Origin of the sequence: Gordonia sp. IITR100, from assembly GCF_002009645.1 — a bacterium.
In the GTDB taxonomy this organism is placed as follows: Bacteria; Actinomycetota; Actinomycetes; order Mycobacteriales; family Mycobacteriaceae; genus Gordonia; species Gordonia hongkongensis.
Map to the genome: position 1 here is coordinate 1 of NZ_MVKV01000023.1, position 24,789 is coordinate 24,789.

Here is a 24,789-nt window from a genome sequence, read left to right on the forward strand (position 1 = left end):
CCTGTCGATCCTGGAGGTTCGGCGGCGAGTACCGAGATCGTGATTCACGTGGTGACCGACGCCGACACCCTGGCCGGCGGGTCCGGACCCGGCTGGGTCGACGGGCACGGAGTGATCTCCGACGAGCATGTGCGCGACCTCGCCGCCCGGCCCGACGCGACCATCAGACCGGTCACCCCGGTCCGCACACCACCGTCGCAGGTCGTCGCCGGCGAGGGCGGATACGACGACGAGCCCACGCGGACGGCGAACATCGCCGCGCCACAGCAGGCTACAGATGACGCCGACACCAACACCAACACCGACGCCGGCGGCGCGGGTGACGCGTCGACGCCCCCGACTTCGGCCACACCGTCGACGGAGCCGCCGTCGTCGGAGATGGTGGTGGTCTACCCGGCTGCCCTGCCTGGTGACCCGTATCGTCCGACGAGTGCGTGCGCGGAGTTCGTGCGGGTGCGCGACGGCTACTGCACCGAGCCGGGTTGCACGCGTTCGGCATTCACCGGCGACGTCGATCACGTCGCCGAGTACGACCACGCCCGACCCGCCCGCGGGGGTGCGACCTCGAGTGAGAACCTCAACGCCAAATGCCGTCCCGGTCATCTGCACAAGACCCACGGTGACTGGATCGATGTGCAGTACCGCGACGACGAGGGCCGCCTGGTCACCGAATACGTCACGCCCGAGGGCTTTGTGATCCCCGGCGAGGCCGAAACCCTCGAAGACCTCTTCCCCAACCTGCGTCGCATCCGATTCGAACAAGCCGCGAAAGCCCCACCGACACCGCGGATCATCGTGCCCGAACGGCAAGGCAGACAACAGCAAGGCCGACAACCGCGCACGATCACCGAACGCACCGCCGCGAAACACGCGAAGCGGCGAGAAGAACGTGCCCGCAACAAGGCACAACGCGAAGCGGATCGACTTGCCCGAGCCGAGGCAGCCAGCCATCAACCCGACACGCCCGACGACCCGCCACCCTTCTGACAGACGCCAACACCCCGGCGGAACGTGATCGTCCACGTACCACCGGGGTGTTGGCTGGGCCTGGGCTACAGCGCGCGGGATCAGGCCGCGGAGACCTGCGCGTCGACGGCGACTTCCAGCGCCTGCGCGACGATCTCGGCGACATCGGTCATCGGCCGCACGTCGAGGGCGTCGAGCACCTCGGCCGGCACGTCGTCGAGGTCGGGCTCGTTGCGCTGCGGGATGAAGATGGTCTTCAGCCCATTGCGTTGTGCGGCAAGCAGTTTCTGCTTGACCCCACCGATCGGCAGGACCCGCCCGTTGAGCGTGACCTCGCCGGTCATCCCGACATCGCTGCGCACCTGACGTCCCGTCGCCATCGACACCAGCGCGGTGACCATGGTGACGCCGGCGCTCGGACCGTCCTTCGGCACGGCCCCGGCCGGAACGTGCACGTGGATGGTCTTGTCGAGCGCTTTCGGGTCGACGCCGAGCTGCTCGGCGTGCGCCCGCACGTACGACAGTGCGATCTGCGCCGACTCCTTCATCACGTCGCCGAGCTGGCCGGTCAACTTCAGACCCGGCTCACCCTCGGTGGCGTTCACCTCGATGAACAGGACGTCGCCGCCCATGCCCGTGACCGCGAGACCGGTTGCGACACCGGGGACCGCCGTCCGCTCCGCCGATTCCGGCGTGAAGCGCGGACGCCCCAGGTAGTCGCGCAGATCGGGCTCGTCGATGATGACGGGCGCCGTCGCGGTTCCCCCGTCTCCCGATTCGACCGCGAGGTTGGTCGCGGCCTTGCGAAGCGCCTTCGCCAGCAGCCGTTCGAACTGCCGCACACCGGGTTCGCGGGTGTAGTTGGCCGCGATCTCCCGCAGCGCCGCATCGGTGACGGTCACCTCGTCGGGTGTCAGCGCCGCCCGCTCCGCCTGCCGGGGCAGCAGGTAATCGCGGGCGATGGCGACCTTGTCGTCCTCGGTGTACCCGTCGAGCGTGACCAGCTCCATACGGTCGAGCAGGGCCGACGGGATGTTCTCGATGACGTTGGCGGTCGCGAGGAACAGCACATCGGACAGGTCGAGATCGAGATCGAGGTAGTGATCGCGGAAGGTGTGGTTCTGCGCGGGGTCGAGGACCTCGAGCAGCGCGGCGGCCGGGTCGCCCCGGTAGTCCGAGCCCACCTTGTCGATCTCGTCCAGCAGCACAACGGGATTCATCGATCCCGCCTCACCGATCGCCCGTACGATCCGGCCGGGCAGCGCGCCGACGTAGGTACGCCGGTGGCCGCGGATCTCCGACTCGTCGCGCACACCGCCGAGGGCGACGCGCACGAACTTGCGGCCCAGCGCCCGGGCGACGCTCTCACCGAGCGATGTCTTGCCGACCCCGGGAGGACCGGCGAGCACCATCACGGCGCCCGACCCGCGTCCGCCGACGACCTGCAGGCCGCGTTCGGCGCGACGAGCACGCACCGCGAGATATTCGACGATGCGGTCCTTCACGTCGTCGAGGCCGTGGTGGTCGGCGTCGAGGATCTCGCGCGCGCCCTTGACGTCGGTCGAGTCTTCGGTCCGGGTGTTCCACGGCAGGTCGAGGACGGTGTCGAGCCAGGTGCGGATCCATCCGGTCTCCGGCGACTGGTCGCTGGCACGCTCGAGCTTGCCCACCTCGCGGAGCGCGGCCTCGCGCACCTTCTCGGGCAGGTCGGCTTCCTCGACGCGGCCGCGGTAGTCGTCGGCGCCCTCGGGTTCGTCCTCGCCGAGCTCCTTGCGGATGGCGGCGAGCTGCTGGCGAAGCAGGAATTCCTTCTGCTGCTTGTCCATGCCCGCGCGGACGTCCTCGGCGATCTTCTCGGTCACCTCGGACTCGGCCAGATGATCGCCGGTCCACTCGATGAGCAGCCGCAACCGCGCCGCGGTCACCGGCGTCTCGAGCAGCTCACGCTTCTGTTCGTCGGACAGCCACGACGCATAGCCCGAGGTGTCGGCGAGATCCGCCGGATCGGACATCTTGTTGACGGCGTCGATGAGCTGCCATGCCTCGCGGCGCTGCAGCATCGCCAGCACGAGCTTCTTGTACTCGCCGGCGAGTTCACGTTCTTCGTCGGTGGCGTCAACGGCGTCGACCTCGGTCACCTCGACCCACAGCGCCGCACCGTGACCGGGTGTCCCGGTCCCGATCTGCGCGCGCTGCTCACCCTTGACGACGGCTGCCATGCCGCCGCCCGGGATACGGCCGACCTGCACGATCGACGCGATGACACCGTAGGTCGGATACCGGTCGTCCAGACGTGGGGCGACCAGCAGTTTCCCGGTCTCGCTCGCCCGGGCGGCGTCGACCGTGGCCTGTGCGGCATCGTCGAGCGGAATGGGCACGACCATGCCGGGCAGGACGACGACGTCGGGAACGAAGAGAACCGGCAGTGAATATGTCTGCGACATGAAACCTCCAGAGTTAAGTCTGACCGACTCAACCAAGGTGGCAGGAATCTTGTTCCCGGGCGATTTATGCCAGGAGCGAACGGGGTGCGGCCGACAGTTCACGAGAGTGGTCAAGGCTGATGCAAGGGTTGCGCAGTGTCCCGAGCGGTACCATCTCCAGACTCCCAGACAGCGACCAACCGCAACGACACTCAAGCACAGAGCAGTAACGGGTGACTTGCGATGCAACTATGGAGACCACCGCCCGAGATGCTCAACGCTGCCGCACGCCTGGCGTCCGAACCGCCTGACGTCCGATAACCTCTGACACGTCTACCGGACGCCCAGGCTCTGTATTGAACCATCGGCCGAAATGCAGCTGAGACACTGGACCGTCCACAAACCGCGAGAGTTGAGGACAGATGAAAGCGATTGCTTTCAAAGGGAACAAGGGCGGGTTCGACTGGGCGCTCCTCGAGGGGGACCATCGCGCTAATGCAACAATCATCGAGCGCAGCAAGTCGCCTGCGCCAGTTGATGAGCGTGAAGCTCAACTAGCGTGGATCTTCCGAGAGGTTGAAGAACTACTACGTTTACACACACCCTCACGCGCAGCGATCCTCAGGGTCGGTGGCGGGACCTTCAGCGACTCGCTTAGTCAACGAATCGAAGTCGACGGCGTAATACTAGCCACCCTAGGATCAATGCGAATTCCAACCCAGGCAATCAAAAGCGTCTCTCTAGCTAAGCGGTTCAACGTCAAGAAGGACGAACTGGACGCACTTTTGGACACATTCCCTTGCATCGACGGTCTACCGAAAACCCACCGAGAGATCGTCGCACTTGGCCTGTCTCAACTCTCCTCGGAACTGTGACACAGTTCGAGAGAGAAAGACTGCTCGGGCAAGGACACTTCGGCAAGGTTTATCTCGAATACGACAAAGGCCTCGGCGACTATTGTGCAGTAAAGTACCTTGCGGAGTACAATTTTTTAGTCACAGAGCATGCCGAAGCCCAAGCAATGCGCCTTGGAAAGCACAATAATGTTGTTGAGATCTTCTCAACTGACCTCATCGAGGACGTACCGGTGATCCGCATGGAATACCTGCCGCAAGGCAGTGTGGCCGCCAAGTACGGTCGAGAACCGGCACCCGTGCTCGACACACTGCTGATTGTGGAGGCGGCGTGTCGAGGGGTTGAGCACATCCACTCGGTTGGACTACTCCACCGGGATATCAAACCTGCAAACCTCCTCCTCGATGATAAATACGTGGCGAAAGTCAGCGATTTCGGCTTGGCCTGTCGCGCAGGAGAAATCGAAGAAACCCCAATACCCTACACTCCCCACCTGCCGCCTGAGTCTCGCGATCAGGGCAGCATTACAGACCCCTTAGGGGACGTGTACGGATTGGGCGCGACAACCTATCGCCTCCTGAACGGCGATCGACACGTCCGCGGCAAGATGGACAACCCCGACGCACATCATATAAAGACCGATTACTGGCAACCATACGTTCATAAATCGCTGCGAAGAGCCGTAACGAAGGCGTTACACAAAGACCCGACGAGACGAACCCCGTCGGCACGCGATTTTCGTCACGACCTAGAACACGCCCGGCCAGTGGTTAGTTGGTCACCAGCACCCCAAGCCACCCCTCAGTGGCGAGGCACCCAGCTCTCGGGAACCCGCTGGGAGGCCACAATAAAGCGTAAGAACCGATCTGGGGATTTCGTGTTCAACGTCCGCCGAGATGTATCCGGGAGGGGGTTTCGAACTCTGCGAGCAGATATCGGCGAATACGCCACGGCCGAAGATGCCTTGCAACACGCCGAGGAGGTGCTTCAACGCATCGCGGTAACCGGTTCATAAGCCCGTATCTGACTGCGAGGCACGTGTCGACCAACCTGCTCACCGGCCAGGCTGATGCTCCTAGGTCCGCCTCCAGGGGAGGCGTTACTGCGCTTTTCACACCCTCAGTCGTCCCACGCGAAGCCGTCCGGATCGGTCAGCTCGCCGGCGTCGCCGCCGATCATCAGCCGGTGGGAACCCGAACCGTCCGGGTGGACACCCGCATCCTTGGCCGCGGCCTTGCGGCCGTAGAGTGCCAGCTTGATCGAGTTCGGGGCACTCTCGAACTCGACATACTTACGGCCGAAGCTCTTGGCCACGGTGAATCCGCGGCTCACATAGAACCCCTTGGTCGCCGCGACGTCGTCGACGCCGAGCAGCAGGACCAGATCGTCGACCTCCCGCTCCGGCGCGCCGGTCGGCTTCTTCGACGAACTGGCGACCTTCCAGATCGCGCCGTCGGGCGCCTGGACGACACCGCCGTATCCCCAGAAGGACTTCTTGGCGGGTTTGAGCACCGTGGCGCCGGCCTCGATCGCCGGCAGCAGGAAGGAGTCGGCAACCGTCGGATCGGCGACCACGAGAGAGACCACGAAACCGCGGAAACCCGAGGTCGGCGAGTCTCCCGCGCGGAACCGCAGTCGGTCGCCGAGTCCGAAGGCCTTGTCGTAGAACGCTTGTGCTGTAGCGATGTCAGTGACGTCGAGTGTGAGTGCGTTGATGTTCGTCATGCTTCGACGCTAAGACGCCGACCCGGCCGGACGCTTCTCGATTCCTGACCGGTCGCGAACCTCAGGTGAGGTCGACCGCGGCGCGGGTAGCGAGGACGACGATCTGGGCGATCACCAGAACCGCGACCGCGACGAAGAACGCCGCGGTGGTCACGACGACACCGGCCGCCCCGCGCAGCGCACCCGGCACAGCTTGCAGCCAGGACACGGAGAGTCGGTGTGCGGGTGCGACATCGGGGGTCATGGGCGGTCCTCTGCATACAACGAGCGACCACACCGTTGTGGTCGCAGTCACAACACTCAATCACAAGTAAGTACTTCTGTGCCACAAATAGTCATCAAGACTCATCCCGACCCGAACTCTCCGGCGCTGACCGTCCGAAACCCCGCCCGCCACGAAGTGCGGTAGAACCGAACCGACACCCACCCGAGGAGCCCACATGTCGATCGTCACGCCGACCACCACTCGTCAGCCGCTGGGCCGGGCCATCGCCCGGATCGCCCTGGGAGCGGTGCTGGTGATTGCCGGCGTCGGCCACCTCACCGCCCAGCGCGAGGAGTTCCAGGCACAGGTCCCCGACTGGGTGCCGTTCAGCAAGGACTTCGTGGTGCTGGCCTCCGGCGGCGTCGAGATCGCCCTGGGCGCCGCGTTGATCGCGCTGCCCCGCCACCGCAAGGTGGTGTCGTGGATCGTGGCCGCGTTCTTCGTGGTCATCTTCCCCGGCAACATCAACCAGTACGTCGAGCACATCGACGCCTTCGGACTCGACACCGACGAGAAGCGCCTGACGCGACTGTTCTTCCAGCCCGTCCTGGTGCTCTGGGCCATCGCGGCCGGCACGGGCGAACGCCGGGCCTAACCTGCCCGGGTAGCCGCATCCTGACAGGCGGTGTCCACACCCGCACGGACCTGCGGCCGCACATCAGTGCTCGAGCGGATCGTGCACGCCGCCACCAGCCCGCCGACCGCGCAGCACGCCGCGCAGATGTACATGGCCGTCCGGAAGCCGTCGCCGAGCGGATCGCCGGGGCCCGCATCGATCCCCGCCACGGCGGGCAGCACCGCCACCGCAAGCAACCCCGCGAGCCGCGCCACCGCGTTGTTCACGCCCGACGCGGTACCGGCGAGCGCGTCGTCGACGGCGGCGAGCGCCGCTGAGGTGAGCGGCGCGACCGTCACCGTCATGCCGAGGCCGAACAGCAGCACCCCGGGCAGCACGGAGTCGACGTAGCCCGAGCCCGGCTCGACGCGGGACATCAGCGCGAAACCACCGGCCGCGATGAGCGGGCCGACCGTCATCGGCAGCCGTGGCCCGGTCCGCTGCGCCAGCTTGCCGACCACCGGCGACCCGAACAGCATGATGAACGTGCTCGGGAACATCGCCGCGCCGGCCTCGAACGCCGAGTAACCGAGGCTCTGCTGCAACTGCAGGGCCAGCAGGAACAGCGCACCGCCCAGCGCCGCATAGACCAGCAGCGTTGTCAGATTGGCGCCGGTGAACTGCGACGACCGGAACAGCCCCAGCGGTAGCAGCGGCGCCGGCACCCGCGACTCGATCACCACGAAGCCCACCAGCGCGACGACTCCGACCACCCCCGCCGCAACCGTTACCCCGTTCCACCCGTTCGACGGCCCCTCGATCAGGGCGTAGATGACGCCCGCGAGCCCGACGGTCATCGCCAGGGCGCCCGCCACGTCCAGCCGGGCGTTCGACGGCGCGCCTCGCGATTCGGGGACATGCCGGATCGCGATCCACAACGCTCCCAGGGCGAGCGGCACACTGAGCAGGAATGTCCACCGCCACGACGCCGCGTCGACGAGCCAGCCACCGAGGAACGGGCCCAGAGCCGTGGTCGCGCCGGACATCCCGGCCCACAGACCGACCGCGGCGCCCCGATCGGATGGCCGGATCTCGGCGTTGATCAACGCCAGACTGCCCGGCACGACCGCGGCCGCGGCGATCCCCTGCACGATCCGTGCGGCGACGAGGAGTTCGACGGTCGGCGACAGCCCGCACGCGACCGTGGCCACCGCGAACACGGCGAGACCTCCGGCGAAGACGAGCCGGCGCCCATACCGGTCGCCGGCGACCCCACCGATCAACAACAACGCGCTCAGCGTGAGCAGATACCCGTCGAGTACCCACTGCTGACCGCGTAGACCGGTATCGAGGTCGCGCGCGATGGCCGGCAGTGCGACGTTGACGACGGTGCCGTCGATGAAGGCGACACCCGAACCGAGCACCGCGGCGACGATCAGCCACCGCCCCGCCGCCGACGCGGCCGGCACTCCTCGGGCGTCGGCGTCGGCCGCGCTGTTCTCGCTCATCGGTTCTCGGCGGTGATGAGCTCGGCGGCGACGACGTCGGCGAGCCCGTCGAACTGGTGACCGCCCACCGGATGACGATGCAGCGGCGCCGACGGAAGGAACGCCGCGTTCAGGTCCAGGTGCTCAACGGGCACCACGTCGTCGTCGACGCAATGGTGGAACGAAGGGAGCAGAGAGCCGGTACCGGGGAACACGTACTGCGGAACATCCCAACCGTCCGGTCCCCAGTTCGGCATCGCAAGAAGCACAGCACTTCTCGAGGCGACATCGGCGTCGGCGAAAACATGCATCAGCACCGTCGCCCCGAACGAGTGCGCGACGACGTGATCGTCGGCGTCCAGCCCCTCGAGACGCTCCCGGATCGGACGGGCCCACGCCTCGATCGACATGTCGTCGTCAGAGAAACGAGGCATGTCCAGCGACGCGTCGAGTGCCGCGGCCAGCGCCTCGGCGAGCGGGCCGTCGTCGGCGTACCCGCCCGCGCCGTGGATGAAGAACAGCCGACGGTGCGTCATTGGGTCTCCTCGAAGTCGCGTTCCGTTCTCGAAGGCTGACCGCGACGTATGACGGATCTCATCGCCCCGCGCCCTCCTCTCCTGCCGACGATGCACCGGAGCCGATCAGCAACAGACCGACCATCGCCCTGGCGTCGGCGTCGGTGTACCCGGGTCCGATGATGCACAGGTTGCCGATCGCGCGTAGGAAGGTCAGCGCGCAGATGTCCTCGCTGACCTCTCCCGTCGCCTGGGCCGGCTCGAGCAGCGAGGCGAATGCCGGCACGAGGGTGTCGAAGATGAGCGCGTGCAGATCGACCAGGCTCGGATCGTCGGAGCTGAGCGCGTCGCTCAAGCCGTGCTTGGTGACGAGGAAGTCGGTGAACGCCGACGTCCACCGGCACAGCGCCGCGCGCGGCGGGACCTGTTCGGCCAGCAGCTGTTCCGCCAGTGCCGCACACTCGTCGACCTGATGCCGGTACACCGCGGTGACCAGTTCCGCCCGGGTCGGGAAGTGCCGGTACACAGTGCCGACGCCGACCCCGGCGCGCGCGGCGATGTCGCGCACCGGGGCCTGCACGCCCGCGTCGACGAAGGCCGCGGCCGCCGCCTCGAGAAGGGCCGCGCGACTCCGTTCGGCCTGCACTTGACGTGCGGTTCGTCCTGCGGACACCGTTCACCCCTTGCTCGCGGAACATTGTTCCGCTAGTTTGGCGGAACATCGTTCCGTCCAGGTTATCGCGTCCCGCTCCCCGTCCCGAAGGAACTCTCATGTCCACGGAATCGCTCGCCGGTCAGATCGTCGCCGTCAAGCCCATCGTCGTCCCCACCTCGGACCGACCGTTCCCGCTGACGGTGAAGGTCACCGCCCCGGTCACCGGCGAGCACCTCCCGGTCCTCGTGTTCTCCCACGGCAACGCCTGGTCGATGGACGGTTATGCACCGCTTGTCGATCGATGGGCCGCTTCGGGTTTCGTCGTCGTGCAGCCGACGCACCTCGATTCCCGGCGATACGGTATCGGGTTCGACGACCCGCGGTTCGCATCCATCTGGAGTACGCGAGTGCAAGACGCGCACGCGGTGATCGATCACCTCGACGAGATACTCGTCGCGGCCGGTGGCGACCTCCGCGCTCGCGTCGACATCGGCCTGCTCGCCGCGGCCGGCCACTCGTGGGGCGGCCAGACCGTCGGCACGCTCCTCGGCGCGCGTGTGGTCGGGCCGGACGGAGACGTCGGCCCGGATCTCGCACATCCCGCCGTGCGAGCGGGCGCACTGATCGCGACGGCGGAGACCGGCGACAGCCTGAGCGAGTATGCGCGCGAACACCTGCCGTTCATGCGGCCGGACTTCTCGAGGATGTCCACCCCGGCACTCGTCGTCGCCGGCGGCAAGGACGACTCGGCCCTGTCGACGCGTGGCCCGGAATGGCTGACCGACGCCTTCCACCTCTCCCCCGGCGCGACGGACTTGCTGTGGATTCCGGACGGCGAACACACTCTCGGCGGCATCGCCGGCGAGGCGGTACGCGAGACGACCGATGAGGACGCGGACCGGGTCGGCCTGGTCGCCGACGCCGTCGCCGCCTATCTGCTCGACGCACTCGGCAGCAGCTCGGCGGCGTGGGAAGCGTTGCGGCACGCGGACTCCGCGGACTTCACACTGCAGCGAAAGTGACGCCGGCCGGGTCGGCCCGGCCGGACACTAGGCCGAACCGGCCGTCTCCAGCAGCGACTTCAGCTGTGCGAGGTCCTTTTCCACCATCTCGGTGTCGCGGTCGAACTCGTCGTCGGACATGGCCAGCTGCCGGATGGTGAACACGACTTCGGCGCCCTCTGGATGCGCCAACACCCGAAGCGGATTGAGCACGGTGTCGCCGGTGGGGAGCACCACCTCGTGGTCGACGACGCCGAGCGCGTTGCGCGGGACGAAGCGGACGGTGACGGTGCCCATCGGCGATTCCACGAGCAACTCGTCACCCCGCCGGACCACCTCCGACTTCGCCAGCCCTGCGGCCCACCGCGGCAGGTTGTCGGGTTCGGCCGCGAAGTCGTAGACCCTCGCGGGTTCGGCGTTGATGACCACACTCACGTGCCGGCTGCGCATGTGGCCAACGTAGTCGCCGCGCCGGTGGTCACCAAGTGGCTTCGACACGGCGCCTCGCTACGCTCGGAGCCGGCTCAACCAGCGGGGGGAGCGGTCGGTGTGGTGGCGGACGTGTCCACCGGCTCGATGTGATGGCGGGCCAGGAACAGCACGATGCCGAGCACGACGTAGACCAGGATCGGCGCGAACGCACCGACATACGCCGTCTGGTCGACGAGGATGACGGTGCCGGTGATGATCGTGAAGTCGAAGAGCCCGTGGATCACCGAGTTGAGGACGTTGCCGCCCGACACCCGCCGGATCAGGTAGAAGAAGTATCCGGCGAAACTGACGGCGATGGCCTGCGAATCGCGCTCACGCCGTGGGTGATCGCGTTCGTCAGATGCACCGCTCCGAACACGGCACTGGACCAGAAGGCGACCTTGCCCTCGCTGAGCCCGTGATCGCGCAATGTGGTGACACCGATGCCCCGGAACATCGCCTCCTCGCCCCAGCCGACGAACTGCGTCGCGATCAACAGGGTCAGGATGAATAGGAGGTCCTTCTGGGCCAGCGAGCTGTAATCGATGCCGACCAGGATGGCCACGACGAAAACCGCCGGGACGATCCAGACCCAGCGCCGGACAGGCCGGTCGTCGCGCAGCACGGGCCTCTGCCATCCCAGGATGACGATGACGAGGATCGTGAACACGAGCGCCGCCCCGAGCGGGAGGATCATCCCGAAGACCACGCCCGCGGTGGCGACCGGCTCGCTGTCGTCGGCGAGACGCGCGATCGCCAGGCCCCCGAGCTGGATGATGGCCAGGTAGACGACGACGATTCCGGCGAATCAGGCATAGCCGAGACGCCGACGGGCTCCGGGCCCCAGTTGCTCGAGGTTCACCCGGGGAATCTAGCAGCCCCCGACGCCGATCTGCCCGGTCAGGAGAGCGACTCCGCGCTCCCGTCGGTGGGCTCGGCCAGTTCCCTCTCGATGAGCTGTTCGGCGACCTTGGCCAGCGGCGTGTTGGTGTCCTGGGACAGGCGTCGGAGCAGAGCGAAGGCGGCGACCGCATCGATGCGGAAGCGGTACATGATCATGCCCTTGGCCTGACCGATGATGTCCCGGCTGGCCAACGCACTACGGAAGTGTTGTTGCTGCCGCGCGGCACGCAATGCCAGGGCGGCGTGGGTCGCGAACAACAGGCCGACTTCCAGGGACTCGTCGCCGAAGGCGTCGGGCGTATCGGCGAACATGTTGAGCGCGCCGATGGTCCCCTTGTCGGTGAACAGCTTGAACGACAGGCTGGACCGCAGCGGACTCTCGTCGAGGATGCGAGCGGAGAAGGCGGGGAATCGCTCGTCGCGGGCGATGTCGTTCACGAGCACGGTGTGGTGATCCCAGGCCGCTTGCAGGCACGGACCCTCACCCGTTTCCTTCTGGATTCGGTCGGCCAGGTTCATCAGCGGGTCGGTGGGCGCCAGCGTGTCGAAGTTGTTCTTCTGATCGACCACGAGAACGCCGGCGTACTGCGCACCGGGGACGTACTCGACGGCACCGGCGGTGACCGAGGGCAGCACCTCGGCCGACGTGTCCTCCGTGGACTCGGGAACGGCATGCATCTGCCGCGCCAGCTCGGCGATCTTGAAATGGACGTCTGTTGCCACCGGCACTCAACCTCGATTCGATGCGCCGGATCAGCCCGGCGAACCCCGTGATTCTACAAACCTCTCATACGTTCAACCCGGTTGTTCGTGCCGAACCGACTCTCGGATGGCCCTGGATCGGCTCAATCTTTGGGACGATCAGGCCCTTATCCCCGCGCGAGGTGATCTCTACCATTGGCCTGGTGATCAAACGGTTCAGTGTCTCCGTCCTCTGTGTCATCGCGGCGATCACGGGGGCGGTGGCCGTCGGCACGCCCACGGCGCAGGCCGCACCATCGTGCTCCGACGTCGAGGTCGTGTTCGCACGCGGAACCGTGGAGACCTCTCCGCCGCTGGGCCTCACCGGGATCTCCTTCGTCGAGGCCGTTCGCTCGCAGCTGCCGGGCAAGTCCGTCAGCGCCTACGGCGTCAAGTACCCGGCCAGCGACCAGTTCAACAACCGGCTGAAGTTCGCGCGCACGGTGGCCGACGGCGTCCGCACCACCCAGAACCGCATCAAGTACCTGGCCGCGAAGTGCCCGGACACCAAGGTCGTCCTCGGCGGCTACTCCCAGGGCGCCGTCGTCGCCGGCTACGCCGTCCACGCCGGGCTGGACCTGCCCGCCCGGTACGCCGCCTACGACCGGTTCGTGCCGCCGCCGCTGCCGGCGAACATGGCGCGCAACGTCGCCGCGATCGTGCTCTACGGCGCGCCGTCGGATCGCTTCATCGACGACATCGGCGCTCCCCCGGTCAAGGTGGCCGCACCGTACCGCAGCCGCACCGTTCGCTACTGCATCCCCGGCGACACCATCTGCGACGGCGCGCCGGTCGGCGGCCCGAATGCCCTGCACGTGCTCTACTCGGTCAACGGCATGACGCTCGAGGGCGCCCGGTACGCGGCCCGGCGGGTCTGAGTCGGTTCAGAAGTCCGGCGCAGGCACGACTTTCGCGAAGGTCCTGCTGGCGTCGGACTTCTCCGCTTCGTAGACGAGAGCCAGTTCGGCGCGCTCGAAGTTCTGGAACCACTCGTCCCAGGTGATGTGCTCGAGGTCGCCGTCGACCGCACCGTCGAAGTCGATGCGGAGCATTCCTGTTCCGCCGACGCTCCGGATGTCGCGAACGCGGGCGGGCACACCCCGGTGGGTGGTCGCCCACTCTCGGATCTCGTCGTGATCGCGCGTCGTCCTGCAGTGAGACCCCATCGGTCGTCTCCTATCGTGCCGCACCGAAACCCACCATTGGGCATCGCGGTCCGTGGACCGCCCTGTCCTTGTCTCGGCGTCCGGGCGTCCGACGTCAACCGCTGATCGGTGCGCTGTTCATACCCAGGACAGGCTCTCGTCAACCCTGCGTGACCCGGGATGTCAGGGCGCGGCTCGGAGCGAGACGGTGAGATCGAAATGGTCGAAGGCGCGTGGCATCTCGACGTCGCCGCCGCGCACACGTGGCGCGAGCACGTTGTCGTCGAGTTCGTGATCCCGGCAGATCGCCGCCAGCACCGCCGTGCTGAACATCAGGACCACGTTGCGTCCCGGGCATTCGCCCGGGCCGTCGCTGAAGGGGACGACACCGGCGAGTCTCTGCGCTCGACCGTCGGTCCAGGCCTCGGGGGTGAAACGCTGGGCGAAGTCCATCGCGTCGTCGTCGCGCTGGAAGAACTCCGCGATCACGATCGTGGTCGCACCCTCGGAGACCGCGCCGCCGTCCCACGGGACATCCCTGCTCGCCTGGCGCAGGATGGCGAGGGTCGTCGGCCACAAGCGAAGCGATTCCAAAACGGTCGCACGGAGTGTCGGCAGCAGGCGCGCCTCGCCGGGATCCCCGTCGGCGATCTCGCTCCGCGCCGCCGCAGCGGTCGCGGGGTGGGCGGCCAACAGCGCGAGCGATCGGTGGACGGCCACCGCGACCGCGTCGAATGCGAACAGCCAGTGCGGGATCTGGCCGGTCGGGTCCAGCGAGCCCGGACTGTCCAGTGCGTCCCTCGTGACCCCGGCGAGCGAGTCGTCGGGCGCGGCGGCCACCAGGTGGTCGAGACGCCGCCGGAAGTTGGTGTAGGTGGTGGTCCGGTACGGGAAGACCGGGCCCCAGTTGGCATCTCGACGCAGCGCCGTCAGCAGGTCGGTCACCTTCTCGTCGTCGCGGGCCGCGTCACCGAAGACGAAGCGGCGCACCATGCGCCAGTGCGCGACGGCGTAGGCGTCCCAGGTCAGACGGCCGTCGGCGAGGGTCGCGAGCAGCTCCGCGATCTCGGATTCGACGATCTGTCCGCATCGTCGGTGCAGGGAATGCACGTCGGAGGAGGTCTGCAGCGCCAGTTCGTTCAGTTCACGACGGGCTCGGCGATGCCGGTTGTCCGAGATGAGCACTCCCGTCGGCTGGAAGCGCGACAGGGCCGCGACCTTCTCCTTCGACGCCGGGGTGAACGGGTCCGGCGTGCCGTCGAGGGTCGCGGTCACCGCCGGAGGTCGCAACGCGAGCACCATCGAACGCGGGAAGGTGAGGGCCAGCGCGTCGGCGTCGTATCTGGACCGCAGACCGTTCAGCACCCGCGCCGCGCGACCGTGGGTGTCCCATCGCCCACCGAGGCGGACCATCGACTTGCGCCGCGCCACAACACCTTCGGCGATCACCGGGGCGAGCACACCGGCCAGGATGCGGCCGGTGTCGAGGAGTCCTGCTCGCGCCAGACGCGGCGTCGTGGTCACTTGGCCTGCGCTTTCCTGCACGTCATCATCGGGTCCCCGGGACATCAGCGACGACTCTTCTCACCACAGCGGATTCACGCCGGGCGGACCGCGGCGTCGGCTGCTCCCGGTCTACCCGTCGACCGTGCTGACCAAACCGTCGTCTGTGCGTCCCGGACTCTCAGGACGAGCCGCGGTCGCCGGCGGTGTCGAGCGAGGCGTCGAGGCGATGGAAGCCGTCCCGGAGGTAGACCGTCCCGTCCTCGACGGTCTCCACGTCGTCCCATGGGATGAGCACGGTGCCGCGGTGCAACCACGCGAAGAACCGGTTCAGCGCCCATGGCCGAACGACCCCCTGGCGTTCGTACCCGAGGAAGGACACGCGATTCCGGCGGTTGACGAGCAACCCGACCAGCCTCAGTGCGTCGTCCTCCACCTCGAAGCGCAGGTCGATCACGTGGCCGACGTGATCGCCGTCCGATCCTCGGACGGTGCAGCTCAACAGGTCGCTGGCAATCATCGCTTCCCGCTCCCGGGGATGCGCGCGACGATGTGATCCCGGCACCATCGTTCCGGCCACGCGAGTTCGAGTTCCTCCTGCGCGTCGTCGATCGCGACGCGCACATCGATGTCGCGCACGCGGTCGAAGGGGATGCGGTCGAGTTCGCTGATGTGCGGCCCGCCGCCGATGAGTCGGTAGAAGAGCGCGCGGCCGGTGAGCAGGGCGGAGACCCGCGGCGGACCATCCTCCGGCATCTCGATCTCGACGTCGTCGACGACGCCGAGCGGCACCCCATCCCGATCATGGATCTGCCTGTCCAGCAGATGGAGTCGGAGATCGATCGTGGCCCGGCGCGACAACCCGCGGTCGTCGTCCCGCGCACTCACCGCCCCGCCCCCGTCACGATCAGCAGTGGTATCGCAGCCACCGAGGCGACCACGATGATGCCCAGGTAGATGGTTCCGAAGAAGTTCATCACTCGCCCGTTCACTCTGTCTCCCATGTATTCTCGATCATTCGCCACCACGAGGATCGGTAGATAGGTCAACGGCAGGGCGACCGCGGAGAACACGACCGAATACTCGGTGACCATGATCGGATCGACGCCGGTCAGCAGGATCAGCACTCCCCCGAGGAGGAACACGATGATCACGAGGTGGAACCGTGCCGCTTGGAACGGCTTCTTGGCTGCGCCCCAGGGCCATCCGGCGTACTGGGCGATGGAGTAGCCGGTCGACAGCGCCGTCTCGAGGGCCGCGCCGGTCGTCGCCGCGACCAGCCCGATGATCGCGAAGGCGAGCGCAAGCTGTCCGCCGGCCTGCGCCACGGGTAAGACGACCTGCGACAGCGAGTCCACCGAGATGTCGGCGGGCATCAGGTAGAGCGCTGCGGCGCCGGCTATCGCGATCGAACCAAGGCCGCCGAGGGGGAATCCGACCAGCACATTCCATCGCTCTCGGGCGAGATCCTTACGCCGCCAACCCTCCTCGATACCGCCCGAGGAGAAGAAGAAGACCTCGTACGGTGTCATCGCCGCACCGAACAGCGCGATGGCGTAGTACCAGTAGGTGGGTACCGACTCCTGTGACGGGATCGAGGGCGCCGTCATCTGACTCCACACCTCACCCCAGGGCGGTTGCAACAGGAAGAAGACCACGCCGAACACGGCCAGGCACAGGCCGAGCAGGCCGGTCACGTTCTCCATGATCTTGAAGTTGGCCCGCCACAGGATTATCCACACACCGAACGCGGCGACCGGCACCCACAGCAGCGGCGCGACCCCGCTGGCCAGTTGCAGCGCCAGTGCGATTCCGCCGATCTCGGCGGTGAGGGTGAGTCCGGTGACGAACAGCGAGGCGACGAGGTTGGCCGCACCCATCCGCGGGCCGAGTCGTTCCCGGATGATCGCGAAGGTACTGCGTCCGCTCACCGCGGCGACCCGCCCGGACATCTCGGCGAAAAGACAGATGCCGATGACGCCGACCACGACGACCCACACCAGGCTGAAGCCGAATCGCGAGCCGACCACCGCGTTGGTGACGATGTCGCCGATGTCGAGGAAGCCGCCGATGGCGGTCAGGATGCCGAGCGCGACGCCGAAGATCGTCTTCACCGGTTCATCCCCTCCCGCCGGCTGCGGAACGGGGGTCGTCGACGATCCGCTGCAGCCGCTCGCCGACCTTGGTCAACGCGTCGAGCGACTCCGCGACCCGCGGGTCCTCGCGGTCGAGCAGCGTCACCGAGCGGGCCGCGACGAGGACCCGGGTGGCCTCGCCCATGGCGTCCTCGACGCCCGCCCGCATCGGTTCATCGGCCACGTTGTCGATGTCGAGGTTGACGACCGCCCCGAAGGCGGACAGTGACTGCTCGATGAGGTCGTCGAAGAGGACGCGCACATACTGTCGCGGTGCGCGGTCCTCGGCCCACAGGCGCAGCCCCTCCTCACCGGAGGCGACCGAGCTCACCACGTCGCCGGACGAATGCGACAGCTCGGCCGTCACGCCGCCGGGCTGCCGGGCGCACCCGACGAGGAGGAGCAGACACAGTCCGCACGCGAGAACCGCGCGCAGCGTGGTCGATCCGGCCGTCAGCCCGGTCGGCAGCAGCATCACCGTCCCCTTCTGTCGCGTCCTGGCGTCGAGGCGGTCCGCGTCCGCCACAGGCCGCCTCGTGGAATAGCCCGCGGGACGGCGAGCGAAACCGGCACCGGTCATGCGCAATCCACTGGTCGGCGATGCCCCCGAGCGCGGATTTCGGCCCGTCGGGGCGGTTCCTCAGCCCGCGAGCAGCGCGACGATGGCCCTCGCCAGGCCACGTCGGGCCAACTGCTGATCCTGGAAGGTGCCGAGCTGCTTCTCCGACACCAGGCCCCGCATGGCCCCGGGCAGGAACGCCGCGACCTCACGTACCCGCTCCGGATCGACGTCGAGGTCGGCGAAAGCGCGCTGGCACGAATCGATCCACGACGGCCCCCACGACGCGAACTCGGCGGCGGTCTTGGGAAACATCCGACGCAACTCGTCCGGATCGCGCGGCAGAGCCGCCCGCAGGGTCTCGATCGCACGGGATTCGGGCGCGGTCAGTCCGTCGTACATGAGGTCGACGATGGCCGCGACCCGCTCCGCCAGCGGCGCATCGGGTTTCACACTCATCGGGAGGTCGCCGCGGTGCTCCGCGGTCCGATGCAGCACCGCCGCCCACAGACCGTCGATGTCGTCGAATTGATACTTGACCGCGCCCCACGTCGCGCCGATGTCCTTGGCGATCCGATTGCCCGACACGGAGGCGGGGTCGCCGGTGGCCAACGAGGCGAGCGCGGCGTCGAGCATCGCCTCGCGCGTCGCCTGGCCGCGCCTGTTCACCCGCCGGGTGACGCTGCCCGTACCGCCGTCGGGGGATCCGTCGTCCACGCGGACGTCGGAGGTGCGGGATTCGCCGGGAACCATGGCTGCCGATCGTAGCCGCTGCTGACCGCGGTCATGGCGTAGCGGCAATGCGCTGACCGGCGCGATGTTTGGCGATCGTTCGCTCGGCTACCCGTCCGTCGGGTCGATCGCGACGAAGTGCGGACGACCATCGTCCGACGAGGCAGCCGGCCCGTTCGGACACAACCCGACATTTGGCACAAACCGTTACCCGAAGCGGTAGATACAGACAGCAAGAGTTTGTATCGTTGTGCAGCCGATGTGACACAAGTCACCGGTGGCCCGAGGGGGACGACATGAATGCAGCGACCGGCATCGGAGCCGCCCGCCACGCCCTGTCCGGCCTGCTGCCGGCCGAGGCGCGTCGCCGACTCCGCAACCGCGTCTACAAGGACACGCTGTTCAACAGCCGCGAACCCGAACGGACCTCATGGGCGGTGACCGACGACGGCGCGCGGCTGCGCGTCGTCCATCACGGACCCGCGGACGCTCCCGTACTCGTTCTCGTGCATGGTTGGTCGTGTTGTGTCGAGTACTGGAATCCGCAGATCAATGCGATGGCCGAGCGCTACCACGTCATCGCCTACGACCAGCGCGGCCACGGCGAGAGCACCTGGGGCCGTCGCGCGTTCGACACCGACGTCTTGGCCGATGACCTGTCCACCGTGGTCTCCCAGACGCTCCCGGAAGCAGCCACAGCCGTGTTCGTCGGGCACAGCATGGGCGGCATCACCCTGCAGGCCTGGGCTCACCGGCATCGCGGTCAGGCCGAGTCACGAGCCACCGCAATGGTTCTCGCCAACACCACCTGGGGCGGGGTCGCCACCGAGAGCCGGGTCCTGCCGCTCGTCAACGGCCCGATCAAGGCGCCGCTGTGGCTGCTGCAGATGGCGCTGTCCATACCGGTTCCGTTCCCGGGAGATCGGTTCACGCGGAGCGTCATCCGGCATCGCATCCTGAACGGCCGATCGGCGACCGTCGATCACGCCGCGTTCGTCCTCGCGATGACCCGCTCGTGCTCGCCCAGCTCCCGCGCGAAGTCCGCCGTGGCCCTTCTCCAGTTGGCGATGGGACCCGCCGGCGCCGACGCCATAACCGTGCCGACCACGGTCATCGGCGGGCGGCACGACCTCCTTCTCCCCCACGCGATGACCCAGCGCATCGCGCATGCCCTGTCGGTTCGCGGCTACCTCGATCGCCTGGTCGTCCTCGACACCGGTCACGCGTCGAACATCGAGGCCGCCGAGGACTTCACGGCCGAGATCCATCGGGTCATGCATTCCGCGTCACCGAGTCCGGAGCTCGCCGAAACCGCCAGCTGACCAGGCACGCCCTTTTTCATAGAGCCCTCTTGCATTCTCGTCGCGCGGGACCTACGGTTGCCGCATGGCGAGAACGCCGCTGTCGATGACACCCACCGGTTGGTTCCAGGTCGCCTGGTGCTCGGAGATCCCGGTCGGGGCGGTCCACACGACGAAGTACTTCGGGCGCGAGATGGTCGCCTGGCGGTCGCGGTCGGGCCAGGTGTCCGTATTCGATGCCTACTGCGAGCACCTCGGCGCCCATCTCGGTCACGGCGGCCACGTCGAGGGCGAGAACCTGGTGTGTCCGTTCCACGGCTGGGAGTGGAACCGCGAGGGGCGCAACGTGTGCATCCCGTACGAGAAACACCCGAACCGGGGACGCCGCATCCGCAGCTACCCCGTCCTCGAACGCAACGAGGCCGTCTGGATCTGGCACGACACCGACGGTCGCCCTCCATATTTCGATGTTCCCGACATCTTCGGTGACTTCGGCGACGACAGCACCGCGGCCGACTACTATCCGCCGGTCCCCGCGGCCACCCTGTTCCGGCCGGGACTCGAGATCCATCCGCAGTACATCATGGAGAACGGCGTCGACTTCGCCCACTTCAAGTTCGTCCACAAGACCCCGTTCATGCCGGAGTTCACCCGGCACGACTTCGACGGCCCGGTGTCCCACGTCGACTTCACGATCGCCTTCGACGAGGGCGCGACGCTCGAGAACGCCACCAGCGGAGTCGAATCCATCAATGCCGGATTGGGCTGTTCGGTCACGAAGAGCTGGGGCATGGTCGACAATCGCACGATGCCGGCGGTCACCCCGGTCGACGAGCACACCTCCGACGTCCGGTTCACCGTGTGGATCGGCCGCAAACCGGGCGAGGAGACCGGCGAGATCACCCGCTACGGCACCGTCATGGCCGATCTCGTCATCGAGCAGTTCGCCGCTGACATCGACATCTGGGCACACCAGCGCTACTCCGATCCACCCGCACTGTCCCGCAAGGAGTTCGAGGGCTTCACGGCACTTCGCAAGTGGGCGCGACAGTTCTACCCCGACGGCGGGCCCGACGATGCCGATCCGTCGTCGTCGAGTGGAGCGGTGCTGCCACAAGGCGATGACTTCGTCCGCATCCGCCGTTCCGAGCTCGAGGCGCTACGCGCCGCCACGCAATCCTGACATACGTTCAGCCCGAGAGGATCTGTCATGACCACCACCGAACAAGTCCGGGTCTTCCAAGTCGCCACCGGCAATCTCGGCACCGAGATGATCGGGCGCATCCAGTCGCATCCAGATCTCGAACTGGTTGGCCTGCACTGCTATACGCCCGACAAGATCGGTCGCGACGCCGGCGAGATCGTCGGCCTCGATCCGGTCGGTGTGACCGCAACCGGCACGGTCGAGGAGATCATCGCCGCCCGTCCGGATGTCCTCACCTTCCACGGCGTCTTCCCCGACGAGGACCTCTACGTCCAGGTTCTCGAGGCCGGAATCAACGTCGTGACCACGGCGGACTGGATCACCGGATTCCATCGCGACACCAATCACCCCCACCACTCCGGACGCAAGGTCAGCGAGGTGATCGCCGAGGCCTGCGAGCGCGGCGGCGCGACCTTCTACGGCACCGGCATGAACCCCGGTCTCGCGCAGATCCTCGGCATCGTGCACACCGCCGATGTGGCCGACATCGAGAACGTGACGGTCATCGAGTCCGTCGACGTTTCCTGCCACCACTCCGTGGACACCTGGAAGGCGGTGGGTTACGGCCTGCCCGTGGACGATCCGAGCATCCCCGACTCGCTGTACAAGTACACCGCGGTGTTCGCGGACTCCGTCTACCTGATGGCCGACGCCTTCGACCTCGAACTCGACGAGGTGGCGTTCTCCTACGAGCTGGGCGCCTGCACCAAGGACGTCGACCTCGGCTGGTATCAGCTCCCGGAGGGTTCGCTGGGCGGCAGCTACATCAAATACCAGGGCATGGTCGACGGTGTGGCGCGCGTCGAATCCCACCTCGAATGGCAGATGACACCGCACACCGATCCGTCGTGGAACATCCAGGCCTGCTACATCACCCAGGTCACCGGCGACCCGAACATCTACTCCAAGCACATGATCTTCCCGCGTAAGGGCTTCGACCTCAGCAAGCCGGAGAACTTCGCATCCATCGGCATGACCGTCACCGGACTCCCGGCCCTCAACTCGATCACGTCCGTCGTCGCGGCCGCGCCGGGCATAGTGACGAGCGCCGACCTCCCGCTGCGGTCGTTCGCCGGGCGGTTCGCGATCTGACGGAACGTGTTGCGACCCTTCGTGGCTCGTCGCTAGCACTCCTCGCACCTCAGGGAGCAAGAATAATGGTCGCTTCGCTCCTCGCACCTCAGGGAGCAATGGGGGTCGGTTCAAGCTCTGACAAGAAGTCAACCGAGGTCGATGGTCACCCCGGTGAGCTCGGCACCGATGTCCCACAGCCGTGCGGCGACGTCGCGGTCGTTGGCCTTCACCGACGGCTCGACCAGTACGGGCGGACCAACGAGCCCGAGACTGCCGACCGGACCGTAGTAGTCGCCGCCCTGAGCCTTCGGATCGGTGGCGGCACGAAGAACCGGCAGGGCACCGTCGGGCGGGTCCATGATGAACCGGTCGGTGAGCCAGCGCAGCGACGGCGCGTGGTAGGCCCACTGGAGGAACCGGCTCTGCTCACGCATCACCCCGGTCCGGGTGCCTCCGGGGTGGGCCGCCAGCGAGATCGCAGACACCTCAGCACTTCTCATCCGGCGGTCGAGTTCCATTGCGAACAGCATCTGGGCGAGCTTCGCACGCGCATACGCTGCGGCGGTACTGAAACTGCGGTCCATCGGCAGATCGGCGAAGTCGATCGAGCCCGCCCGGTGGACATGGCTGCCCACGGTGACCACGCGTGCCGAGTCCGCGGCGAGCAGGCGATCGGTCAGGAGCCCGGTGAGTGCGTAGTGACCGAGATAATTCGTGCCGAAGTCCATCTCGAAACCATCGGGGGTCAGTTCGCGCCGCGCCCGCATGACCCCGGCGTTGTTGACCAGCAGATCGAGCCGAGGATGACGCCGCCGGATCTCGGCGGCGGCGTCATGGACGGAATTGAGACTCGCAAGGTCGAGATCGACGAGCTCCAACTCTGCCCCGGGGACCTTGCCCACGATGTCGTCGCGAGCCTCGGCCGACGTCTGCGGGTTACGGCACGCCAGCACCACGCGCGCGCCCAGAGTCGCCAGCCCGAGCGCGATCTCGCGCCCGATCCCCGAGTTCGCCCCGGTCACCACCGCGACCCGTCCGGTTTGCGGAGGCGCGTCGGCCAACGTCCACCCCGACTTCACATCTGCCCCCTCCGGCACCGGCTCGAACGACGATGTTGTTCGTATCACATGGCGCCGGAGGGAGCGAGAGTCAGGCGCTCACGGCCTCCGGGGCGGCGCTGCTGAATTGTCCGGCCGGCGCGAAGCGGGCGAGGACCTCGTCGTGCGGCTCTCCGGCCACCGCGGCGATGAAGCCCTCCACGTCCTCGCGGGTCCGCAGACCGAGCAGCGGATTCGGTTCGGAGAGGAGACCGAACAGGGCCGACGCGATGGCGGGACTGACGGCGGCAGCCGGAAACGACAACTCCAGGTGGGTCGCGTAGTCGGGGTCGCCCAGGTAGAGCCGGGTGACCTCGACCGCGGCCCGTCCGCGTCGCTCCCAGTGCTTCTCGAACTCCGCCGACAGCCACTCGGCGGTGAACTCACCCTCGTGGTCCCGTGCGGCCTTGACGAGTTCGGCGACCTGGAACAGCGTGTTGGCTGCCCCCTGGCCCGCGACCGGGTCGACGGCGATCGCGGTGTCACCGATCGCCGCGACCGGATGTCCACCCGCGGTGGTCGCGACAGCCTGCCGGACAGTCGGGGTGACCGCGCCCTTGAGCCACGAGACCGGATCGGACTCGATGACCTCGAGCTGGTCGACGACCGGTGCGTCCTCCGGGAAGTACTCCGCGAAGATGCCGGAGATCGTCTGCCGGGCGGACACCGCGTCGTGGACGTCATCGAGCCGGGCCGCCCACGCTCCGTCGGACTTGGCGAAGACGATGAACGACCACGTCGGCCCGGCATCTTTGTGCAGGAACGGTCCGACGAAGATCTCCCCGTTCTGGGCATCGAGGTTGAACAGCGAGTGCTCGCCGCCCGCGCTGCTGCGGTAAGCGAAGGATTCGGGGCCGTGGTCGACGCCGGTCAGGGTGACCTGCAGCAGACGACGCTGCGGTTCCCGGTAGTGACTACGTGATTCGTCGACCGGGAAGAGCGTCGACAAACCGCCCTTGCCGGTCGCGACGAGGGTGATGTCGGCGTCGGCGGCGATCGCGTCGAGGCGGTCGAGCCCGATCTGCCCCACCTCGAATCGTCCACCGCGGTCCAGGAACCGGGCCAGGCGGTCGTCGGCACGCAGGCGCAGGTCGACAGCCTGTGCGACGTAGCCGTAGTCCGGATTGAACTCGAGGACCGCGGCGCGCTCGTCGCCTGCACCCGAGTACAGACGAGCGCTGATACCCGTCGTGTTGCCGACCTCGTACAGGTCGTCGAGATCTCGGCGTCCCACTCGCGCGGCTTTCCGAAGAGCACCCCGACCCCGGTCGGCGGCACCTTGTCGCGCAGCGACTCGCGGTCCCGGTCGCTGTAGAGCGTGACGTCGAATCCGGCGTCGACGAATCCGAGTGCCGCGCTGGTCCCGGCCAGCCCGGCCCCGATGATCGCGACCGATCGTCGTGCTGTCATGAGTGGATCTCCCCTGGTTGTCGCCGTGGAATGACTGCTCGACAGCGTGCCGGGGCGATCGGTGTG

27 protein-coding genes and 1 pseudogene are annotated in these 24,789 nt (G+C 67.3%); 9 read left to right on the plus strand and 19 right to left on the minus strand.

Going from position 1 to position 24,789, the window contains the following annotated elements; translation table 11 throughout:
• A partial coding sequence (locus B1818_RS21765) for an HNH endonuclease signature motif containing protein (protein ID WP_139363074.1) occupies positions 1-987 on the plus strand: 987 nt, incomplete at its 5' end.
• Positions 988-1,067: 80 nt separating this feature from the next.
• Here the strand turns inward: B1818_RS21765 and lon are convergent.
• A complete protein-coding gene (gene lon, locus B1818_RS21770) occupies positions 1,068-3,410 on the minus strand; it encodes an endopeptidase La (protein ID WP_078113991.1) in 2,343 nt (780 codons plus the stop codon).
• Positions 3,411-3,811: 401 nt separating this feature from the next.
• Here lon and B1818_RS24050 point away from each other — a divergent pair, with 401 nt between their 5' ends.
• Together B1818_RS24050 and B1818_RS21775 are read left to right on the plus strand one after the other, a co-directional pair.
• Entirely contained in the window at positions 3,812-4,264 is a 453-nt protein-coding gene (locus B1818_RS24050; protein WP_139363075.1) for a hypothetical protein, read from the plus strand.
• Positions 4,261-5,259, plus strand: coding sequence for a serine/threonine-protein kinase (locus tag B1818_RS21775; protein WP_176455974.1), 999 nt, complete (start codon positions 4,261-4,263; stop codon positions 5,257-5,259). The genes B1818_RS24050 and B1818_RS21775 overlap by 4 nt, the downstream gene beginning before the upstream one ends.
• A 104-nt stretch (positions 5,260-5,363) precedes the next feature.
• Here B1818_RS21775 and B1818_RS21780 read toward each other — a convergent pair whose 3' ends face one another.
• Both B1818_RS21780 and B1818_RS21785 read right to left on the minus strand, forming a co-directional pair.
• Positions 5,364-5,969, minus strand: coding sequence for a glyoxalase (locus B1818_RS21780; protein ID WP_078113993.1), 606 nt, complete (start codon positions 5,967-5,969; stop codon positions 5,364-5,366).
• A 61-nt stretch (positions 5,970-6,030) separates the two neighbouring features.
• On the minus strand, positions 6,031-6,213 hold the full coding sequence (locus B1818_RS21785) for a hypothetical protein (protein ID WP_078113994.1): 183 nt from the start codon (positions 6,211-6,213) through the stop codon (positions 6,031-6,033).
• A 196-nt stretch (positions 6,214-6,409) separates the two neighbouring features.
• Here B1818_RS21785 and B1818_RS21790 point away from each other — a divergent pair, with 196 nt between their 5' ends.
• Positions 6,410-6,829 (plus strand): MauE/DoxX family redox-associated membrane protein, encoded by a 420-nt coding sequence (locus tag B1818_RS21790; RefSeq protein WP_058249658.1) that lies wholly within the window; start codon positions 6,410-6,412, stop codon positions 6,827-6,829.
• Here the strand turns inward: B1818_RS21790 and B1818_RS21795 are convergent.
• From B1818_RS21795 to B1818_RS21805, 3 genes are read right to left on the minus strand one after another with little or no spacing between them, the layout of a single operon-like run.
• Positions 6,826-8,298: an MFS transporter gene (locus B1818_RS21795; protein WP_078113995.1), complete on the minus strand. Its 1,473-nt coding sequence runs from the start codon at positions 8,296-8,298 to the stop codon at positions 6,826-6,828. The genes B1818_RS21790 and B1818_RS21795 overlap by 4 nt on opposite strands.
• Positions 8,295-8,813: an alpha/beta fold hydrolase gene (locus tag B1818_RS21800; protein WP_078113996.1), complete on the minus strand. Its 519-nt coding sequence runs from the start codon at positions 8,811-8,813 to the stop codon at positions 8,295-8,297. The genes B1818_RS21795 and B1818_RS21800 overlap by 4 nt, the downstream gene beginning before the upstream one ends.
• Positions 8,814-8,871: 58 nt before the next feature.
• Entirely contained in the window at positions 8,872-9,465 is a 594-nt protein-coding gene (locus B1818_RS21805; protein ID WP_078113997.1) for a TetR/AcrR family transcriptional regulator, read from the minus strand.
• A gap of 98 nt (positions 9,466-9,563) precedes the next feature.
• On the opposite strand from B1818_RS21805, the gene B1818_RS21810 reads away from it, so the two are divergent.
• Positions 9,564-10,469, plus strand: a complete 906-nt coding sequence (locus tag B1818_RS21810) for a chlorophyllase (RefSeq protein ID WP_078113998.1) — start codon at positions 9,564-9,566, stop codon at positions 10,467-10,469.
• Between the two features lie 27 nt (positions 10,470-10,496).
• Here the strand turns inward: B1818_RS21810 and B1818_RS21815 are convergent, their stop codons facing one another.
• The 4 genes from B1818_RS21815 to B1818_RS21825 form a co-directional block, all read right to left on the minus strand.
• Positions 10,497-10,898 (minus strand): SRPBCC family protein, encoded by a 402-nt coding sequence (locus tag B1818_RS21815; protein ID WP_139104721.1) that lies wholly within the window; start codon positions 10,896-10,898, stop codon positions 10,497-10,499.
• 74 nt (positions 10,899-10,972) lie between these two features.
• Positions 10,973-11,191 (minus strand): hypothetical protein, encoded by a 219-nt coding sequence (locus tag B1818_RS24580; RefSeq protein ID WP_254859818.1) that lies wholly within the window; start codon positions 11,189-11,191, stop codon positions 10,973-10,975.
• A gap of 8 nt (positions 11,192-11,199) precedes the next feature.
• Positions 11,200-11,616 carry a CPBP family intramembrane glutamic endopeptidase gene (locus B1818_RS24585; RefSeq protein WP_254859820.1) on the minus strand — a complete coding sequence of 139 codons (417 nt, stop codon included), beginning with the start codon at positions 11,614-11,616 and terminating at the stop codon, positions 11,200-11,202.
• 203 nt (positions 11,617-11,819) lie between these two features.
• On the minus strand, positions 11,820-12,545 hold the full coding sequence (locus B1818_RS21825) for a GAF and ANTAR domain-containing protein (RefSeq protein WP_137809529.1): 726 nt from the start codon (positions 12,543-12,545) through the stop codon (positions 11,820-11,822).
• A gap of 173 nt (positions 12,546-12,718) precedes the next feature.
• On the opposite strand from B1818_RS21825, the gene B1818_RS21830 reads away from it, so the two are divergent.
• On the plus strand, positions 12,719-13,441 hold the full coding sequence (locus B1818_RS21830) for a cutinase family protein (protein WP_078114030.1): 723 nt from the start codon (positions 12,719-12,721) through the stop codon (positions 13,439-13,441).
• Positions 13,442-13,447: 6 nt separating this feature from the next.
• On the opposite strand, the gene B1818_RS21835 is transcribed toward B1818_RS21830, so the two are convergent.
• The 7 genes from B1818_RS21835 to B1818_RS21865 form a co-directional block, all read right to left on the minus strand.
• Entirely contained in the window at positions 13,448-13,729 is a 282-nt protein-coding gene (locus tag B1818_RS21835) for a hypothetical protein (protein ID WP_065632445.1), read from the minus strand.
• A 162-nt stretch (positions 13,730-13,891) separates the two neighbouring features.
• A complete protein-coding gene (locus B1818_RS21840) occupies positions 13,892-15,232 on the minus strand; it encodes a cytochrome P450 (protein WP_254859828.1) in 1,341 nt (446 codons plus the stop codon).
• 160 nt (positions 15,233-15,392) lie between these two features.
• Positions 15,393-15,731, minus strand: a complete 339-nt coding sequence (locus B1818_RS21845; RefSeq protein WP_065632444.1) for a PRC-barrel domain-containing protein — start codon at positions 15,729-15,731, stop codon at positions 15,393-15,395.
• Positions 15,728-16,099 (minus strand): PRC-barrel domain-containing protein, encoded by a 372-nt coding sequence (locus tag B1818_RS21850; protein WP_065632443.1) that lies wholly within the window; start codon positions 16,097-16,099, stop codon positions 15,728-15,730. Before B1818_RS21850 ends, B1818_RS21845 begins: the two co-directional genes overlap by 4 nt.
• Positions 16,096-17,325, minus strand: a complete 1,230-nt coding sequence (locus tag B1818_RS21855; RefSeq protein ID WP_078114000.1) for an Nramp family divalent metal transporter — start codon at positions 17,323-17,325, stop codon at positions 16,096-16,098. The genes B1818_RS21850 and B1818_RS21855 overlap by 4 nt, the downstream gene beginning before the upstream one ends.
• 4 nt (positions 17,326-17,329) lie before the next feature.
• Positions 17,330-17,872, minus strand: a complete 543-nt coding sequence (locus B1818_RS21860) for a hypothetical protein (RefSeq protein ID WP_139363076.1) — start codon at positions 17,870-17,872, stop codon at positions 17,330-17,332.
• Between the two features lie 114 nt (positions 17,873-17,986).
• Positions 17,987-18,541, minus strand: coding sequence for a TetR/AcrR family transcriptional regulator (locus tag B1818_RS21865; RefSeq protein ID WP_223258919.1), 555 nt, complete (start codon positions 18,539-18,541; stop codon positions 17,987-17,989).
• 392 nt (positions 18,542-18,933) lie between these two features.
• Between B1818_RS21865 and B1818_RS21870 the strand changes: the two genes are divergently transcribed.
• The 3 genes from B1818_RS21870 (at position 18,934) to B1818_RS21880 (ending at position 22,234) form a co-directional block, all read left to right on the plus strand.
• On the plus strand, positions 18,934-19,959 hold the full coding sequence (locus B1818_RS21870; RefSeq protein ID WP_065632439.1) for an alpha/beta fold hydrolase: 1,026 nt from the start codon (positions 18,934-18,936) through the stop codon (positions 19,957-19,959).
• Positions 19,960-20,023: 64 nt separating this feature from the next.
• Entirely contained in the window at positions 20,024-21,121 is a 1,098-nt protein-coding gene (locus tag B1818_RS21875; protein WP_078114002.1) for a Rieske 2Fe-2S domain-containing protein, read from the plus strand.
• 27 nt (positions 21,122-21,148) lie between these two features.
• The gene (locus tag B1818_RS21880; RefSeq protein WP_078114003.1) at positions 21,149-22,234 is read left to right on the plus strand and encodes a dihydrodipicolinate reductase; all 1,086 of its coding nucleotides are present in this window, start codon (positions 21,149-21,151) and stop codon (positions 22,232-22,234) included.
• Between the two features lie 128 nt (positions 22,235-22,362).
• Here B1818_RS21880 and B1818_RS21885 read toward each other — a convergent pair whose 3' ends face one another.
• The gene (locus B1818_RS21885) at positions 22,363-23,295 is read right to left on the minus strand and encodes an oxidoreductase (protein WP_078114004.1); all 933 of its coding nucleotides are present in this window, start codon (positions 23,293-23,295) and stop codon (positions 22,363-22,365) included.
• 70 nt (positions 23,296-23,365) lie between these two features.
• Positions 23,366-24,723 (minus strand): annotated as a pseudogene (locus B1818_RS21890) (styrene monooxygenase/indole monooxygenase family protein).
• Positions 24,724-24,789 lie beyond the last annotated feature (66 nt).